Annotated in this window: 13 protein-coding genes; 10 read left to right on the top strand and 3 right to left on the bottom strand. The window is 57.7% G+C overall.

The window, feature by feature from the left end:
• Positions 1 to 41: 41 nt before the first annotated feature.
• From AB1724_06630 to AB1724_06620, 3 genes are all read left to right on the top strand, one after another.
• Positions 42 to 1,169 carry a 4Fe-4S double cluster binding domain-containing protein gene (locus AB1724_06630; GenBank protein ID MEW6077465.1) on the top strand — a complete coding sequence of 376 codons (1,128 nt, stop codon included), beginning with the start codon at positions 42 to 44 and terminating at the stop codon, positions 1,167 to 1,169.
• A gap of 33 nt (positions 1,170 to 1,202) precedes the next feature.
• On the top strand, positions 1,203 to 2,375 hold the full coding sequence (locus AB1724_06625; GenBank protein ID MEW6077464.1) for a 4Fe-4S binding protein: 1,173 nt from the start codon (positions 1,203 to 1,205) through the stop codon (positions 2,373 to 2,375).
• 302 nt (positions 2,376 to 2,677) lie between these two features.
• Positions 2,678 to 3,118, top strand: a complete 441-nt coding sequence (locus AB1724_06620) for a DUF2059 domain-containing protein (GenBank protein MEW6077463.1) — start codon at positions 2,678 to 2,680, stop codon at positions 3,116 to 3,118.
• A gap of 154 nt (positions 3,119 to 3,272) precedes the next feature.
• Here the strand turns inward: AB1724_06620 and AB1724_06615 are convergent, their stop codons facing one another.
• The 3 genes from AB1724_06615 to AB1724_06605 form a co-directional block, all read right to left on the bottom strand.
• On the bottom strand, positions 3,273 to 3,932 hold the full coding sequence (locus tag AB1724_06615; protein MEW6077462.1) for a SagB/ThcOx family dehydrogenase: 660 nt from the start codon (positions 3,930 to 3,932) through the stop codon (positions 3,273 to 3,275).
• 78 nt (positions 3,933 to 4,010) lie between these two features.
• Complete coding sequence (locus AB1724_06610; GenBank protein MEW6077461.1) at positions 4,011 to 4,658, bottom strand: class I SAM-dependent methyltransferase; 648 nt, start codon at positions 4,656 to 4,658, stop codon at positions 4,011 to 4,013.
• A gap of 28 nt (positions 4,659 to 4,686) precedes the next feature.
• A complete protein-coding gene (locus tag AB1724_06605) occupies positions 4,687 to 5,232 on the bottom strand; it encodes a hypothetical protein (protein ID MEW6077460.1) in 546 nt (181 codons plus the stop codon).
• 175 nt (positions 5,233 to 5,407) lie between these two features.
• Here AB1724_06605 and AB1724_06600 point away from each other — a divergent pair, with 175 nt between their 5' ends.
• The 7 genes from AB1724_06600 to AB1724_06570 all read left to right on the top strand — a co-directional run bounded on the left by AB1724_06600 (position 5,408) and on the right by AB1724_06570 (position 15,801).
• A complete protein-coding gene (locus tag AB1724_06600; protein MEW6077459.1) occupies positions 5,408 to 6,757 on the top strand; it encodes a sigma-54 dependent transcriptional regulator in 1,350 nt (449 codons plus the stop codon).
• 218 nt (positions 6,758 to 6,975) lie between these two features.
• Complete coding sequence (locus tag AB1724_06595; GenBank protein ID MEW6077458.1) at positions 6,976 to 8,412, top strand: hypothetical protein; 1,437 nt, start codon at positions 6,976 to 6,978, stop codon at positions 8,410 to 8,412.
• 32 nt (positions 8,413 to 8,444) lie between these two features.
• Positions 8,445 to 8,825 carry a response regulator gene (locus tag AB1724_06590; GenBank protein MEW6077457.1) on the top strand — a complete coding sequence of 127 codons (381 nt, stop codon included), beginning with the start codon at positions 8,445 to 8,447 and terminating at the stop codon, positions 8,823 to 8,825.
• A 90-nt stretch (positions 8,826 to 8,915) separates the two neighbouring features.
• Positions 8,916 to 11,393 (top strand): PEP/pyruvate-binding domain-containing protein, encoded by a 2,478-nt coding sequence (locus tag AB1724_06585; protein MEW6077456.1) that lies wholly within the window; start codon positions 8,916 to 8,918, stop codon positions 11,391 to 11,393.
• 63 nt (positions 11,394 to 11,456) lie between these two features.
• Positions 11,457 to 12,965, top strand: a complete 1,509-nt coding sequence (locus AB1724_06580; protein MEW6077455.1) for a cytidylate kinase-like family protein — start codon at positions 11,457 to 11,459, stop codon at positions 12,963 to 12,965.
• A gap of 61 nt (positions 12,966 to 13,026) precedes the next feature.
• Entirely contained in the window at positions 13,027 to 14,124 is a 1,098-nt protein-coding gene (locus AB1724_06575) for a sulfite exporter TauE/SafE family protein (protein MEW6077454.1), read from the top strand.
• Between the two features lie 183 nt (positions 14,125 to 14,307).
• Positions 14,308 to 15,801: a HAMP domain-containing sensor histidine kinase gene (locus AB1724_06570; protein ID MEW6077453.1), complete on the top strand. Its 1,494-nt coding sequence runs from the start codon at positions 14,308 to 14,310 to the stop codon at positions 15,799 to 15,801.
• Positions 15,802 to 15,931 lie beyond the last annotated feature (130 nt).

Here is a 15,931-nt window from a genome sequence, read left to right as displayed (position 1 = left end):
GTTTTTCCCGACGGGCATAAACGAAACAACGAAAGGAAGTCATGAACGTTTCCAAACAAGACATTATCAGGGAAGCCCATCGGCTGGGCTTTGAGGACGTAGGCTTTACCGGCCCCGAACCGTTTGACGCGCACAAGGCCTATCTGCTGGAAAGACAGGAAGAGTACGGCTGGGCCGAAGCCGTGGGACTGGACCTGTTAAACGGAACCGATCCCGCCACCATTCTTCCCGAGGCCCGAACGATTATTGTGCTGATAGAAAATTATTTTAACCAATCGTACCCCCGTTCCATGGAAGGACATTTCGGGCGCTGCTACCTGGATGACGACCGAATGACCCGGGACGGCCTGACACAGCGGATCAAGGCCTTTCGCGGATTTCTGCGGGATAACGGCATGAATTCCAAAGTGCCGTTCAACCTTCCCCACCGGGTGGCGGCCGCCCGGGCCGGTCTGGGGACGTTCGGCAAAAACTGTCTGTTTTACGCCCACCGGGTGGTACGGGGCGGATCATGGACCCTGCCCATCGCGGTGGTCGTGGACCGGGAATACGCGCCGGACCAACCCACTTTGTCCATGGGATGCCCGGACTGGTGCCGCAACGTCTGCATCGCCGCCTGCCCCACCCGGGCGCTCCAAGGCAACGGCCGCATCGATCCCCGGCTATGCATCTCCTTTCTGACCTATTTCGGTCAGGGCATCACACCGCTTGAACTCCGGGAGCCCATGGGCATGTTTGTCTACGGCTGCGATCGGTGTCAGAATGTCTGCCCCCGCAATCAGCCCTGGCTGGCCAAAAATCTGCCGCTCAATGAACGCGCGGCGGCGAAAGCCGACAGTTTCGATCTGCCGGCGCTGCTGCACATGGATAAAGTCTATTTTGAAACCAGGGTCTGGCCGCATATGTTTTACATGTCCTATAATGATATCTGGCGGTGGAAAATGAACGTGGCCCGGGTTATGGGCAACAGCCGGGATTCCGTCTTTATACCGGACCTGGTCCGGGCGTTTAAAGAAAACACGGATGACCGGGTCCGGGGAATGTGCGCCTGGGCTTTGGGCCGGATCGGCGGCGCAAACGCCGGCGCGGCCCTGAACGATTTTTCCGGCCGGGACCTGTCCGGGCCGGTTTCCGAAGAAGTCCGGCTGGCGCTGGCCGCATTTAAATGAAAACCGGCAGGAGATAAAGGAGTAAAACGCGAAATGAAAAACGACCGCAAGAAGCTTCGACGGCTGGCCAAAATGATGAACACCAAGAACGAGATTCTCATTCCCATCGTGGGCGGCCTGCTGGATCTCATGGACGTGGTGGCCCTGCCGCAGGACGTTGACTTTCTGTTGACTCTGGGACCCGAACCGCACACGGTCGATGAGGCCGCGCGCAAGACCGGTCTGCCCCGGGAAAAGGCCCTGGCGTATCTGGACGATCTGGTCAAAAAAGGCTGGATCTGGCCGTATACGTTTGCCAACGGCGACCGCGGCTTTGAGCTGCTGCCCATCGTAGTGGGCTGGTTTGAAATGCAGCTCTGTCACGGCCGGGAAGGGGCGCAGGAGAAAGCCTTTGCCCGGGCTTCGGAGGACCTGTTCAATTCTTTAAGGAAACTGAATGTGTTTCCCCTGCGTCCGGCCCTCAACTGGTTTACCCGGGCCGTCACCAAGCCCTACCAGACCATCGGCGCCATCCGGCCGCCGGATGATCCGGCCGCGGGCCGGACGGTGCCGGTCGGCCAATCCCTTGGTATAGCTGCCCAGACGGCCGGCCCCACCCAGTATGTGTCCGAACTGATCGACCGGCACGGCCGGGACAACGCCATTGTCGTCCTGCACTGCTTCTGCCGCCAGTGGCGCAAATTCGTAGATACTCCCTGCCGGTTCCACATCCAGCCGGAAACCTGCGTCGCGGTGGGCCCCATGGCCAACAGCCTGATCGAGTATGGCTACGGCCGCCGTATCACCCGGGCCGACGCCCTGAAGATTCTGGAAGAGGTCTCAAAGGCCGGCGCCGTGCATACCCTGTTCCATGAGAAAGACGACATCCGCCTGCCCAACATCGCCGTGTGCAACTGCTGCTGGGACTGCTGCGGCGTTTACGGCAGCTACAACCGTGGCCTGATTCCCCTGTACATGAGGCGTTTTTACCGGGCCGAGGTGACCCGTCCGGAAAAGTGCAAGGTATGCGGCAAATGCGTCAAACACTGCCCCACCAACTGCATCCGCCAGACCGAAGACCGGGCCGTCATCGCCGTGGAAAAATGCATCGGCTGCGGCCAGTGCGCCCTGCAGTGCCCCACCAGCGCCATCGAACTGATTGCCGACCAACGCGACGTGCTGGTGCCCATGGTGAAAAAATCCGAAGCGCGGATTCAGATCGGATAAAGGTTTTTATATGTACTTTTCTTTGGCGCAAAGAAAAGTACCAAAAGAAACATTGCCCGGCAGCTTGGCCTTCGGCTGCCCTCGCGCGAACGTTTTTCGGCGCGGTCAGAAACTCGTTCGCCTATCGGCGAACTCAAACAGTCTGCCCGCTTTTTCCGAAAAAACCGTTCGCACTCGGCTGCGCTGCAATGGGCGGTGACAACCGTTTCCCATTACGCATGGTTAGTAAGGCCACCGCTGAAAATTAGAACGTTGGTTCGAGGTTCAAGTCGCGGGAAAAAATTAACCGCGGGAGAGAGGAAATGAAAATATTTTTTCTGTTGGCAACAATATTATTGTCTCTGGCTTCTACCATCGCCGTGTCCGCTTCCAGGAGTGAAAACGTGAACATACTGATCCGTAAGATGGGGGTTGAACAGGTTGTCAAACAGTCGATAGCCGGCTATAAAGCCGAAATCCTGAGGCAGTACCCGGACATAACGGAAAAGGACCTGGACGAAAAATACGGTGTCATATTCGAAAAAGCCGGCGACAGCCTGATTCATTCTTATGAGCAGGGCTTTGATGTCTATACGGATGACGAACTGGTGAGGCTGGTGGACTTTTACAACACGGAATTTGGCCGATGGTTTTCGGACAAGGAAACGGCTTACAACCAGAAAGTGCAGATCAATTTTGAGCAGGTTTATAAACAGCTTAATAATGATTTTATCAACCGGACCAGCTTTAAAAATCCCCATTAATCCTTTATTTCATGTACGCTTCCGCCAATCCGGCTCAGCCGTTCGCCTGGCGGTAATCAGGGGCGACCCGCCGGTCGCCCCTTCTGTTTTTTCGCTTTCTCCGGATAAAATCACGCCGGTGGCGTGACGGCTTTCTCGTGATTATCCCTCGAGACTACTTTCCGGCCGCCGGATAACCCACGGTCTGGCACAGGACGATTTTTTTGTGTTCGGGAAGGTTTATCGCTTTGCCCAGGGCATCCCGGTCGACCAGGCCCCGGACCACCGTGGCCAGCCCTTCCGAGGCGCAGAAGAGATAGACGTTCTGGCTGATAAAGCCGGTGTCGGCGCCCATATACAGGGACAGGTCGTCGGAAGAAGCGCCTTTCATTTTTGTGGTATCCGCCACGAATACCAGGTTGAGGGGGGCCGCGGCCACAAAGTCCTGCATGCCCGTCAGTTTGCGCAGATCGCCCGCGGCAACCGCCCGCAGAGTGTTGGCGCCGGCGTCGTAAAGATAGGTCCCGTCGGCCAAGACCGCGTACACTTCCACCTCCTGCCAGTTGCGGGCCGAGGGGGCCGTGCGTTTACCGGAGTCCGGCCGGTTGACGCCGAAGGCCGCCCAGAGAAGATCGGACAGCATCTGGGCCGGCAGCGCCCTATCGCTGAAGGCGCGGGCCGACTGTCGTTCCTTCAACGTCTGCAGGAGGGGCTTCCCGCCCTCCATGCGGGCCGCGGGCAGCGGCATATCGGTCATCAGATCGGTAGCCGCGGCCCAGGACGCGGCGGTGATCATGACGGCAGCAATCAGGCTGACTATGGTTGTGTTTTTCATGTGAGGATCCTCCTTTTCGGGATGGTTACTATTCATAAGAACGAATAAGATACACTGGCAAAAACCTGAAGACCTGTTTTATGCCAAGACATTTTCCGGCTTCCGGCCCGACATGATAAAAACCGTAAACCGCCTGATTTCCGCGTCACCGCCCGGACGGACTACCTCGGCGGCATCCCCGTCCCGGACATCGACAAACCCGGCCTTCGTAAATACCCGGCGCAGGGCGTCCCGGTCAAACCCGAAGTGAAAAACGCCGGTATTGTCGTCATGGAATTTTCCGCCGTCCAGGTCCAGGTCGGCCACGCACAGATGACCGCCGGGAGCGGCTATGTGGTGGAATTGAGCAAAAAGAGGCTCAATATGTTTTACGTGATGCAGGGTCATATGGCTGGTGACCAGGTCATAACTTCCGGTCAGGGTGTCGCCCCGGTCAAGATCGACCAAAGCGGTCCGCACGTTGGTCAGCTTCAGTTCGGCAATTTTTTTGTCAAACTGGTCCAGCATTCCCCGCGAACTGTCCACGCCGGTGATAGAGCGGACATGGGGCTGGAACCGGAGGGTCACCAGGCCGGTGCCGCAGCCGAAATCGAGCATATCCATGGCCGGCGTCAAGGCGATCCGGCCGGATATGGCCCGGAAAAGATCCCGGGACAGTTTGACTCTGACCGGATTGTCATCCCATGACCCGGCCCCCCGATCGAAGTTTCGTTTTTCCTGACTCATCGCCTGCCAATTCCTGCCTGAAAAATAATTATCCGCCGGTTTCTTCTTTTCCGGAAGCCGAGGCACGTTCAGGATCCATCGGTACCAGGGCAAATCGGGTATTCAAATCAATCGTGCTGAAATAGAAATAAAAGCCGCCATATTTGGAGGCGTTCCGGTCGGCTGCGGGAACCATCCGTTCTTCCATTGTCTTATAGTCCACCGCGACCGCATATGTTCCAATCGGTCTTGACTCAGACGGTTCGGAATCCACCCGGACCTTTTCTCCTTGTTTTATTACCGCCTTTCCACCGCCGGTAAACGGCGCGGACCAGGCCGTCATAAACTCCACCTCCATGTCCTGAAGGGCTTCAAAGACATCTCCTTTGGCCGGGAATCTCATGGTTTCGGGAATGAGGCTGCGCTCGTAATCGCGGGCCCAGTCCAGTTCCGGCGGGCCGAGGGTTTTGCGGCGGCCGGCCTCCACTTCGGCCATCAGGTCGGCGATGGTAAGGTTCCACCCTTCCGGCCGGGGCGGCCGCTCCGTCTTCCGGATCGTTTGCCGACGCTTCCATAAGCGGTTTAAAAAGTTCACGGGATGCACGCCTGTTGGATTGAGATTCTTTGTTATCCTTTTTCCAGATTTTACAATTGCCCCTGTTTATTGCAATTAAATTGTTTTTGTCATACGGTATTTTCATTCAGACAAATAAAAGGACCCAAAACGATTTCCCATCCGGAATAAAAGCCGGATAGCGGCGGGTTATGCCATGACACCCAGCCTCGTCATCATTGACGACGAACCCATTACCCTCAAGCAGCTCCGGCGGATTCTGGAGAAGGAAGGATACGCGGTTTCCGCCTTTTCCAATCCCCAGCGGGCCATCGAGCATATCGAGACATCCTCCTGCGACCTGGTCATCAGTGACGTGCGCATGCCCACCATGAGCGGATTGGAGTTGATGACCCGCATCAAGGCCCGTTTTCCGGCGGTGGAAGTGATTCTGATTACCGGCTTTGCCTCGCTGGACGGGGCCGTGGAGGCCACCCGGGAAGGCGCCTTTCATTATCTGGAGAAGCCGTTTACGCCGGACCGGGTCCGGGAGCGGGTAAAGGCGGCCCTGCAGGTTTGCCGTAGCCGGCAGGCTGCAACGGCCGGTGATTCTCCGGCCAGAGGGAAATCACGGATGCCGGTCATCATCGGAGAGAGCGCCAGAATTCGTGAGGTGGTCTCCATTATTCAGCAGATTGGTCCCACGGACTGCAACGTGATGATTACCGGCGACTCCGGCAGCGGCAAGGAGCTGGTGGCCCGGTCTATTCACGCCGCCAGCCGGCGTGCCGACGGTCCTTTTCTGGCTTTCAACTGCGGCGCGCTGAATGAAAGCCTGCTGGAAAACGAGTTGTTCGGTCATGAAAAAGGGGCTTTTACCGGTGCCGAAAGCCGCGGCATCGGCCTGCTGGAAGCCGCCTCCGGCGGCACCCTGCTTCTGGACGAAATCGGAGAAATGCCCCATACCATGCAGATCAAGCTGCTGCGGGTGCTTCAGGAAGGGGAACTGCTCCGGGTTGGCGGCAGTAAGCCTGTTTCCGTTGACGTCCGCATCGTTTCCGCCACGGCCGTGGACATCAAGGCCGCGGTAGATGCCGGCACCTTTCGCAAGGATCTTTATTTCCGCATCAACATCGTCAACATCAAGCTGCCCGGCCTGGCCGAACGCCGGGAAGACATTCCCCTGCTGGCCTACCATATTCTTTCCCGCTTAAACCGCCGGGGCAACCGCAATGTCGGCGCCATATCCGAAAAAACCCTGGAGTTGCTGCGCGGATACGCCTTTCCGGGCAACGTGCGGGAATTGGAAAACATCCTGGAGCGAGCCGTGGCGGTCTGCCAGGGGAACGTCATCCGTGAGTGCGATCTGCCCCCGGACCTGGTCACCTTCAAGCTTCAGACCTACAACCCGCCGGAAGAACAACTCATGACCCTGGCCGAACTGGAACAGGACTATATCTCTCATCTTCTGAAGATCACCGGCGGCGCCCGTGCCCGAACCGCGGAAATCCTGGGGATTGATCGCGCTTCCCTGTGGCGGAAAATGAAGAAGTACGACTTGAGTTGAGTTTTGCAACGCTCGCGTTCGTTTTTGCAACACCTTAATCCCCGCCCTGGTTTTACGCCGGGCCCTTGCACCGGATAAGCCCGCCGTTGCGTTTTGCAACGCGTCGTTTCCCGCCCCCATGCGCACGAGATTTAATTGTTCAAACAAATCCAACAGGTTGTTTTGTTCCCCCGGTCTGGCAGGATCCTTGCTATCTAAAATTTTTCAGGAGGCCAGGGATGCTGCATAACATTCTGCTTGTTTTTGAAGAAGAAAAAATCTTTCCCGAAGCCGTGACTTATGTCCGGGAACTGGCGCTGCGACTGGATGCCCGGGTCACCGTGCTGATGATTGTGCCCATGTCCTTTGCCGTGCGGACCGGCCTTGGTCCCCAGCGGAACACGATCCGGAATATTGAAATCCGGGCGGGAAAGCTGCTGTCCGACTGCTTGCAAACATTTATCCCACAGGGCATCGAGGTCAATTCCGCGCTTAAAATCGGCGACCCGGCCCAGGAGTTGGTGAAGTTTCTGGCCGACCGGCCGCCGTTTCAATCCATTGTCTGGGGCAGCGGCAAAGATCTGCCGGACAAGGGGCAGTGCGGACAGCGGCACTGGCTGTCAAAGGTAACCGGCAGCCTGGAGTGCCCGCTGCTGACCGTCAGCAAACGGGAAGAAGGCGTCGGAAATAGAGGAGAGGCAATCATGGGTGTGCTGAAAAGACTTAAGAAAAGCGGTAACAGAGAAAGAGAAATCAGAACGTTCTGCGTCCAGACCCTGCGATTCAAAAAACTCCTGGAAAACGGCCGGGCTTTGCTTGACCTTTTCGCCGACGGTCGGGAAAAAGTTGCCGGAGAGTATATTTTCGACCGGTATTACGTGGTGTCCCTGATCGACGCCGTGGTGGATCGTCTGGGCATGATGATTTACGACGCCGGCGTCCTTGTTCCCGTCCGCGGGGAATTATTTTACGCCGCTTATGACGACTATAAACTGGCGGCCCGTCGGCTGATCGAGAAGGATGCCGCCGGCCGGCCGGCGGAACCTGGAGCGGACGATTTCGTCGCCGATGACCCGGAATACCGGCTCCTGTCCGACGCCCTGCGGTGGTTCTACGGAACCGGCGCCGCGGCTGACGGCACGGTCATGGATTTGATCAAGCGAACCTTCAGCCGTGTGCTGCTGGAAATGACATCCGAACCCGCCCAAAACCAGAAGGCCCTGTTTGAAAGCTGCGGTCTTAAGGTGACGGATATGGCCATGTACGCGATTGACCTGTGGAAGGACGGACGGTCCCTGCCGGACAGACAACGGGCCACGGCCGATTTTAACAGCATCCCCTTTTGGCATCTGCTTCCGGCCGATCGGAATGAGCGGGACGGGGTAAACTGGGTGGCTGCGGTCAGCGAACATCAGTTGAGCCTTCAATCCCTGTGGCCAGGTGTCCGCTTCCGCCTGGAGACCCTGGCCAGCGGCTATGAGGATTCGGATTTTATTTTTGTTTTCACTGACAGGCCGGCCGTCCTGAAGGCCATTCTCCCGGACCAATTTCACGTGGAAAGCACGGAAGACGTCCAGTTCGCCTGGAGCCTGGACATACCGCGGGAGACCATGGGAGACGCCTTAAGGCACATCGGTCGCCATATTTTTGATGAAAGCGTCTGGCGGACGCCATAACAGATATATTTATTTAGACGGGGAGAAGAGACATGTCAGAAAAACCGCTGAGAATCATGGTTATCGATGACGAGAATATCGTCGGAAAACGGCTAAAACCAGCTCTGGAAAAATCCGGAGATATCGTGGAGACATTTGAGGAGGGGGAAAAAGCCCTGGCCCGGTTTGATCAGGAACCGTTCGATATCGTCGTGACCGACATCCGCATGGAAAAAATCGACGGGATTGAAATCCTGGAGCACATTCTGGCCAAATCCGGCCGGGCCAAGGTCATCATGATTACCGGGTACGCCACGGTGGAAATCGCCCGGGAGGCTCTGGTCAAAGGGGCCTTTGAATTTATCGCCAAGCCATTCAAGCCGGCCGATTTGCGGGCGGTCATCGAACGGGCGGCTAAGGAATTGAGGTCATAGCTTTTAGCGCTGACCTAAATACGGCCGGGTGGCGGGAGGCCGCCGCCGGCCGAGACGGAACATACTGGCTGGGAATTGGGGAGGGCTGTGATGCTTTCGGAAAACAACACGGGTCTGGAAAAAGACTATGCCTTCAGGTTCCGATATGAGACGCTGCGGTCGCTGCTCAACCAGAACGGCAACGCGCTTCAGCTTTTAAGTGATCTGGAGGCGGACCTGAACCATATGCGTCATTTCGACCGCCGGATCAAGCGCCCGATTCAACGCCTGATCACCGAATCCCTGCTCATGGCCCAGGAGCTGAACCTGATGACCCGGAATCACTACCGGGACCTGTACGATGTCATCTTTGGGCTCCGCAACGACGTGGATCAGGTCTTTTCCGGAGATCGGGTCGCGGCAAACGGGCCGCTGGTGGTGGGCTTGGACGGGACTGAATCAGAAGACCCCGCCCTGGTCGGCGGCAAGGCCTGCGGCGTGGCGCGGCTCCACCGGTCTTTTCCCGACCTGGCGCCGCCGGGCTTCGTAGCCACTACCTCGGCTTATTACCGTATCATTGAGGATAACGATCTTCATGACCGTATCCGCATCATGCTCGACAACCTGGATGTCACCGAGGATCAGGATCGGTTTTCGTCCCAGACCCGGGCTATCCGCCGCATGCTTAATGAAGCCACTGTGAATTCAGAGATCGAAACCGCCATCCGGCGGCAGGCCGAGCAAATCAGCGGCAAAAATCCGGACCTCCTCTGGGCCGTTCGTTCGTCGGCGGTCTATGAGGACGGGCCGCGTTCCTTTGCCGGTCAGTTCGACAGCGAACTCCAGGTCCGGTCGGCTGATCTCATTACCGCCTACCGCCATGTGTTAAGCAGCCGCTTTACGGACCGGGCGGTTAAATACCGAATTTACCATAATTTAAGGGAAATTGACTCGCCCATGGCGGTGTTGTTCATGCCCATGGTCGTTCCGGCCGCGGCTGGCGTGGTGTATACCGTTGATGTCGGCCGCCCCGATTCCGACGACATGATCATCAGTGCCGTGCCCGGCCTGGCCAACCATCTGGTCAGGGGAGAAGTCTGGGCGGATACGGCGGTGATCTCCAAAAGGCCGGCCATGAAAATCAATCGGATCGTGCCGGCCGGCGGGGAAGAGACGGCCCCGGCCTTAAGCTATCTGACCAATGAAACGCTGCTTGAAATCGCCCGTCTGGCCGGAAACGCCGAGACCCGGTTCGGTCACCCCCTGGATATCGAGTGGGTGGTGGACAAACAGGGCGCCGTCCGTTTTGTCCAGGCCCGGCGTCTGAATCCGGCCGATTCGGGAGACGGTTTTTCCGCGGTCCCTGAACGCAAGGACGATCTGCCGGTGATAGAAAGCGGCATGACCATTTTCCCCGGCCGGGCGGAAGGGCCGGTGGTTTGGGTGGACCCGGAGGACTCGGCGGCGGACGTGCCGGAAGGAGCCGTCGTGCTGGTAGAGCAGCCGCGGCCCGAACTGGCCGCCCTTCTGCCGAAAATCGGCGCGTTCCTGGTCGTGGAAGGCGATCCGGTGGGCCACCTGGCCACACTGATCCGGGAATTCGCGGTGCCCTGCCTTTTTCGCATGGGTAAAAACGCCGCCGCCCTGACGGGTAAAAAAGTCGTCAGTGTCAATGCCACCCGGCGGAGGGTTTACATCGGCAGCCGCTGGCCCGGTATGCGGGAACGGGTGCTGGCCCGGATCGCCGCCGGCAACCGTCATCAGAAAAAGTCCGGACCGCTTTACAACCTGGTGCTCGGGCTGAACCTTCTGGATCCGGACGCCCGCTCCTTTAAGGCCAAATCGTGCCGGTCGGTGCACGATACCCTGCGGTTCATGCATGAAATGTCGGTCCGGTCCATGTTCGGATTCGGCGACAAACAAAACCGCGCCTGGAATAAGAAGACCCGGAAACTGGCCACCGATCTGCCGATAAAGTTTCAGCTCATCGACCTGGACCGGTCGGTATCCGAAAAGGGAGGCAAGGTCGTTCCCGAATCGGTGGCCAGCGTGCCGTTTCAGGCCCTGTGGCGGGGCGTGTCCGACAGCCGGCTGGGCTGGCCGGAGAGATGGGATCGGGCCATGCGGGGTATGCCGGCCGATTTCAAGGAGGCCGTTTTAGGCGGCAATAAGGGACCGCGCCGGCCGGCGGACAGGAATTACGCCGTGGTCGCCGGGGACTACATGAACATTAACGCCCGCTTCGCCTATCATTACGCCATGATTGACGCCATGGTGGGGCCGGGCTCCGAGCACAATCATGTTCACTTCCGTTTCCGGGGCGGCGGGGCCGGCGAGGATAACCGAAAAAGACGCGCCCGCTTTCTGGAGCGGGTCCTGCGCAAATCCGGGTTCGGCGTGGATCGGAGCGGCGATCTGGTGACCGCCTGGTTCAGGCGCTATCCGCGGGAAGACTCGGAACGGGCCCTGGAATGTCTTGGCCGCCTGATTGTCTGTGCCCGCCAGCTCGACGCCGTGCTGCGGACCGATGAGGCCGTCACCCGTTACGCGGCGTATTTCCTGGACGGAGAGTTCATGATGTTCGCCTAAGACGTATTTGAGCCGAGGTTGGCTGTATAAAAAGAAATCACATCCAAAGTGGAGAAAGGAAGCATGCAGATCATTTGTATTTCCCGGGGAACAATGAGCGGCGGCAAGCAGCTGGCGGAAGGACTGGCCAAGAAGCTTCTTTACCAGTGCTTAAGCCGTGAGGACCTGATAGAGGCCGCAATCAGAGAAGGGATCCAGGTGGGCAAGATCGAAACCGCGCTGATGAAGCCCGGCCTGTTTACCGAACGCCTGGCGCTGGAGCGTGAACATTACATCGCTTTTACCACCGCTTACCTGTGCGACAAGGTCAAGGACGGCCCGCTGGTGTATCATGGCCGGACGGGGCATCTTCTCCTGCCGGGCGTCAATCATGTTCTGCGGGTGCGGGTAGTGGCGGACTGGGACTACCGCATCAAGGCGGCCATGAAGCAGCTGAATGTGGACCGGGTCAAGGCCCAGCGCTACCTCGAGGCGGTGGATGAGGACCGCCGGCGTTGGGCGCACAACCTTTACGGGGTATCAGGGGATGAAGCCGGGCAGTATGACATCGTCATCAATTTGGAACAATTAAGCGTGGACAACGCGGTGGCGGCGCTGACCACCATTTCCCAGCTGCCGGATTTTCAGATGACCCCGGCTTCCCGGCGGGTCATGGATAACCTCAACCTGGGGGCCCGGGTCCGGCTGGCCCTGGCCAGGGATGAACGCACCGGCCGGACCGGCTTCAAGGTCAGGGCCGACAATGGCGGCGTCACCGTTACCTATCTGCCCCAGGACAGCAAGGCCGCCCAGTTCATTCAGCCCGTGACGGCGGGCGTGGCGGGGATCAAAGAGCTTCAGGCTACCATGGCCGCCACCAACCTGCTCTGGATTCAGGAGGAGTTCAAGCCCCAGTCCGATAGCTTTCATCAGGTGGTGGAGATTGCCACCAAATGGAACGCGGCCGTGGAACTGGTCCGGTTTGAGTCGGGGGATGCGGTCGCCGATTCGGCTGAAAAATCCGCGGACCCTGCTCCCGTGGAAGCCGCTCCCCGGGCGTATGACGGCGGCATCGAGGATGACGTCGAGGAAGCGGCCGAAGGAAAGGCCGGCGGTCTGGCGGAGACCCTGGAGGAACTCGCCCGCCTGGGTCGTTCCGGCGGCGGGCACCAGGTGGCCGGAGGACACGAGCACCTGCTCAAAGCCGTGGACCGAACCGCCCCCTATACGCTGGTGGTGGTCGGCGATGTGTTCCTCGATAAAAGCCACGCGGTTCGCACCCGTCTCAACCGGGAGCTGCGCAGTTATTTGAGCGACCACATCCGGGCGCCGGTGGTGGGCGTGGAGGACCTGAAGAGCCAATACCTGTTTACCAAAAAAGACGCCCTGTCCGCTTTGCTTTACCTCGGGTTGACGGCGATTATCTATTATCTGGTTTTCACCCATCAGGAACCGCTGTTGAACTTTTTCGTCGGGGAGGAGTGGAAAACGAAACTCATGGCCGCGGTCGGGGTGTTTGTTTGTACCCCGATTGTGGCATTTCTATACGGAAATGTCGCCAAGAGCTTTTTAAAGCTGATTAAGATGGAGTAGGGAACAAACAAATAAACGAAACAGACCAACGCTATTCATACGGACTAAATAAGGTGAGAAAATGATCGATTACATCATCCCTAATTTTATCGTACTTGATTTGGGCTCGGCCCTTCAGGTGGTGCTGCTGGGGTTTATCGGCGGCGTCCTGTCCGGTTTTATCGGAAGCGGCGGCGCTTTTTTCATGACCCCGGGCATGATGAACCTCGGCATTTCCGGGGTAGTGGCCGTGGGAAGCAACATATCGCACAAATTCGGCAAGGCCATGATGGGCTCCAAGAAACACGGTGAACTGGGCAACGTGGACAAGCGCCTGGGCGCCTTTCTGATCCTGACGTCGTTTGCCGGCATCCGGCTGGCGGTCTGGATCAACAGCATGCTGTTTTCCGGCGGAGGCGGCGGCAGCCACGGCGAAGGGGGAGGAGACGCGGCCTCCAACCTTTACATCAGCCTGGTTTTTGTCTGCATTCTTTCCCTGGTGGCCATTTCCATGCTGCGGGACGCCCTCAAGTCGGGCGATGAAAACGGCAGCGGCCCGTCCATGAAAATCGCCAACTTCCTGGCCAATATTCATCTGCCGCCCTATGTTCATTTTCCCGTGGCCGACGTCCGGGTTTCCCTGTGGGTTTTAATGCTGGTGGGCCTGGCCACCGGTTACCTGGCCGGCACCATCGGCGTGGGCGGATTTATCGGTGTTCCGGCCATGATTTACGTGTTCGGCGTACCGACGGCCGTGGCCGCGGGAACGGAACTGTACCTGGCCATGTTCATGGGGGCCTTCGGGGCGCTTAATTACGCCTATCAGGGGTACGTGGACATTCGGCTGATGATGCTGCTTTACTTAGGATCGCTGGTAGGGATTTATATCGGTACCTACGGGACCAAGGTGGTCAAGGAAGTGGTCATCCGTATCGTTACCGGCAGCATTATCCTGCTTTGCGTCGTCAGCCGTGGCGTCGCGATTCCCATTTACTTGAGACAACTACACCTGATTTCCTATGATCCGGCGTGGGACAATTATTTCAACCTGGGCAGCAAGATTATGCTGTTTGCCGCCGGTATTTCCGGATGCCTGCTGATTCTGGTCAATGTAGTCAAGGCCTACCGGCAGCGGCGCCAGATCCAGAGCCAGATTTTTCAAGCCCCGGCCGAGGCTTAAAGCCAGGAAGTGCCGCACCGCATGGGGCGAGTCTCTTCGGACGATATGTCTGACTGGCCGGGGAGACTTGCCCGGGAGGCGGCTTCTCTGATAATAAGGCAAAAAGGGGGAAAGAAGCCTGTTGCCTGAAAAGCCGGGCTTTCATGACGCGAACAAAAAAGACGACAGAGGATAAATCCGCACATGGTCGGCAGTAAGCATGAGGACGATTACAGTCAAGAGCCCGAAAACATTCTCCTGCACCGGCGGCCATACATCAGTATCCGGGCCAAGGTGGCGGTGTCCTTTTCGCTTTTTTTCTTTCTGTCGCTGACGGTAACCGTATGGTCCTACTGGACATTGAGCAGTCTTGAGAAGACCATAGAATTTCTAAGGATCGCGGACAGCTATCTGGTGGAAATTCAGCAGGCCCGGCGGTTTGAAAAAAACTATCTGCTGTACGGCACCAACCTTGACGATGCCATGGCGCATCTGGCAACCGCGGCCGCGGTGCTAAAGGAAAACACCGAAAAAATTGAGAACTTTTTAGGCAAAGAACATTTTGCCACCATGGTGGCGTTGATGTCCGCCTACCGTGAGCAGTTGGTCCTGCTGGGAAAGACGGACCGGGAGGTGGCCCAGGATCTGATTGTCCAGAATCTTCGGGGCTTCGGCGGCCAGATGGTTTCGTTTGCCGAGGAGTTTGTCATCAAGGAGCAGAAATCCGCCAGCCGGATGCTGCTCCTGGCCAAACGCGTTCCCATGTACTTCATCGTCGTTCTGTTCGTGCTGATGGTGTTTGTGACGGTTTTCCTGACCCGGCAACTGCTGCTGACCTTAAACCGGTTCATGGATTACACCAAACGCGTCGGCGAGGGTGATTTTTCTCCCATCATGCCGGTCCGCAAATACAAGGATGAGTTCACCAAGCTGGCCGAGGCGTTCAACCACATGATCAAGGAGCTGGACTACCGGCACAAGGTACTCCTGGAATCTCACAAGCTCCGGGCGATCGGCACCCTGGTGGCGGGCGTGGCCCACGAATTGAACAATCCCCTGAACAACACGCTGCTGACGGCTTCCGTGCTGACTGAAGATCTGGCGACGCTTTCCGATGAGGAAAAGAACGACATGATCCAAGACATCATCAGCGAAACCGAAAGGGCCCGCAGCGTCGTCAAGAACCTTCTGGATTTTGCCCGGGAAGGCGAAACCCAGCTGGCGGCCCTGGCCATGGACAGGCTGGTCGAAGACTCGGCCCGGCTGGTGGCCAATCAGGTCAAGTTTGCCAAGGTCAACCTGAAGGTCGAATGTGAATCCAATCTTCCCCGGGTTCACGGGGATGAGCAGAAACTCAAGCAGGTCTTCGTCAATCTGATCTTAAACGCGGTGGACGCCCTGCCTCCGGGAGGGGAGATCCGGGTCAAGGTGGAAAAAGATAAAACACCTGGTTATATCCTGGTCACGGTACAGGACAACGGCCCGGGCATCCCCGAGCATATTCAGAGCCGCGTGTTCGAACCATTCTTTACGACCAAGGGCCATAAAGGTACCGGCCTGGGACTGTCGGTCTCCCGGGGCATCATTAAAAAGATGGGCGGCTATATTACCTTAAAGAGCAGCCCCGGCCAGGGCACCACCTTCACGATTTCGTTACCGACCACGGATTCTCCATCGGAAATCATGTCCAAAGGGTAGGAGCATCTCTAAAAATTGCCTTCTGGTCCGATGTCGGCGTTTTGTTTGATTGTTGGCTCTTCTTCAATTTAGTGGGCGCACAGGGCCCAAGGATTCAAGGGGTCGAGGGGTTGTTGCTGAAAGGATTTAT

It is taken from the genome of Thermodesulfobacteriota bacterium (assembly GCA_040753795.1).
Taxonomy (GTDB): Bacteria; Desulfobacterota; Desulfobacteria; order Desulfobacterales; family Desulfosudaceae; genus JBFMDX01.
This window is presented reverse-complemented; position numbering and strand designations above follow the sequence as displayed.

Coding starts and splice junctions, on each gene's coding strand:
- AB1724_06630 (MEW6077465.1), top strand. CDS start 42: ATGAACGTTTCCAAACAAGACATTATCAGGGAAGCCCATCGGCTGGGC.
- AB1724_06625 (MEW6077464.1), top strand. CDS start 1,203: ATGAAAAACGACCGCAAGAAGCTTCGACGGCTGGCCAAAATGATGAAC.
- AB1724_06620 (MEW6077463.1), top strand. CDS start 2,678: ATGAAAATATTTTTTCTGTTGGCAACAATATTATTGTCTCTGGCTTCT.
- AB1724_06615 (MEW6077462.1), bottom strand. CDS start 3,932: ATGAAAAACACAACCATAGTCAGCCTGATTGCTGCCGTCATGATCACC.
- AB1724_06610 (MEW6077461.1), bottom strand. CDS start 4,658: ATGAGTCAGGAAAAACGAAACTTCGATCGGGGGGCCGGGTCATGGGAT.
- AB1724_06600 (MEW6077459.1), top strand. CDS start 5,408: ATGACACCCAGCCTCGTCATCATTGACGACGAACCCATTACCCTCAAG.
- AB1724_06595 (MEW6077458.1), top strand. CDS start 6,976: ATGCTGCATAACATTCTGCTTGTTTTTGAAGAAGAAAAAATCTTTCCC.
- AB1724_06590 (MEW6077457.1), top strand. CDS start 8,445: ATGTCAGAAAAACCGCTGAGAATCATGGTTATCGATGACGAGAATATC.
- AB1724_06585 (MEW6077456.1), top strand. CDS start 8,916: ATGCTTTCGGAAAACAACACGGGTCTGGAAAAAGACTATGCCTTCAGG.
- AB1724_06580 (MEW6077455.1), top strand. CDS start 11,457: ATGCAGATCATTTGTATTTCCCGGGGAACAATGAGCGGCGGCAAGCAG.
- AB1724_06575 (MEW6077454.1), top strand. CDS start 13,027: ATGATCGATTACATCATCCCTAATTTTATCGTACTTGATTTGGGCTCG.
- AB1724_06570 (MEW6077453.1), top strand. CDS start 14,308: ATGGTCGGCAGTAAGCATGAGGACGATTACAGTCAAGAGCCCGAAAAC.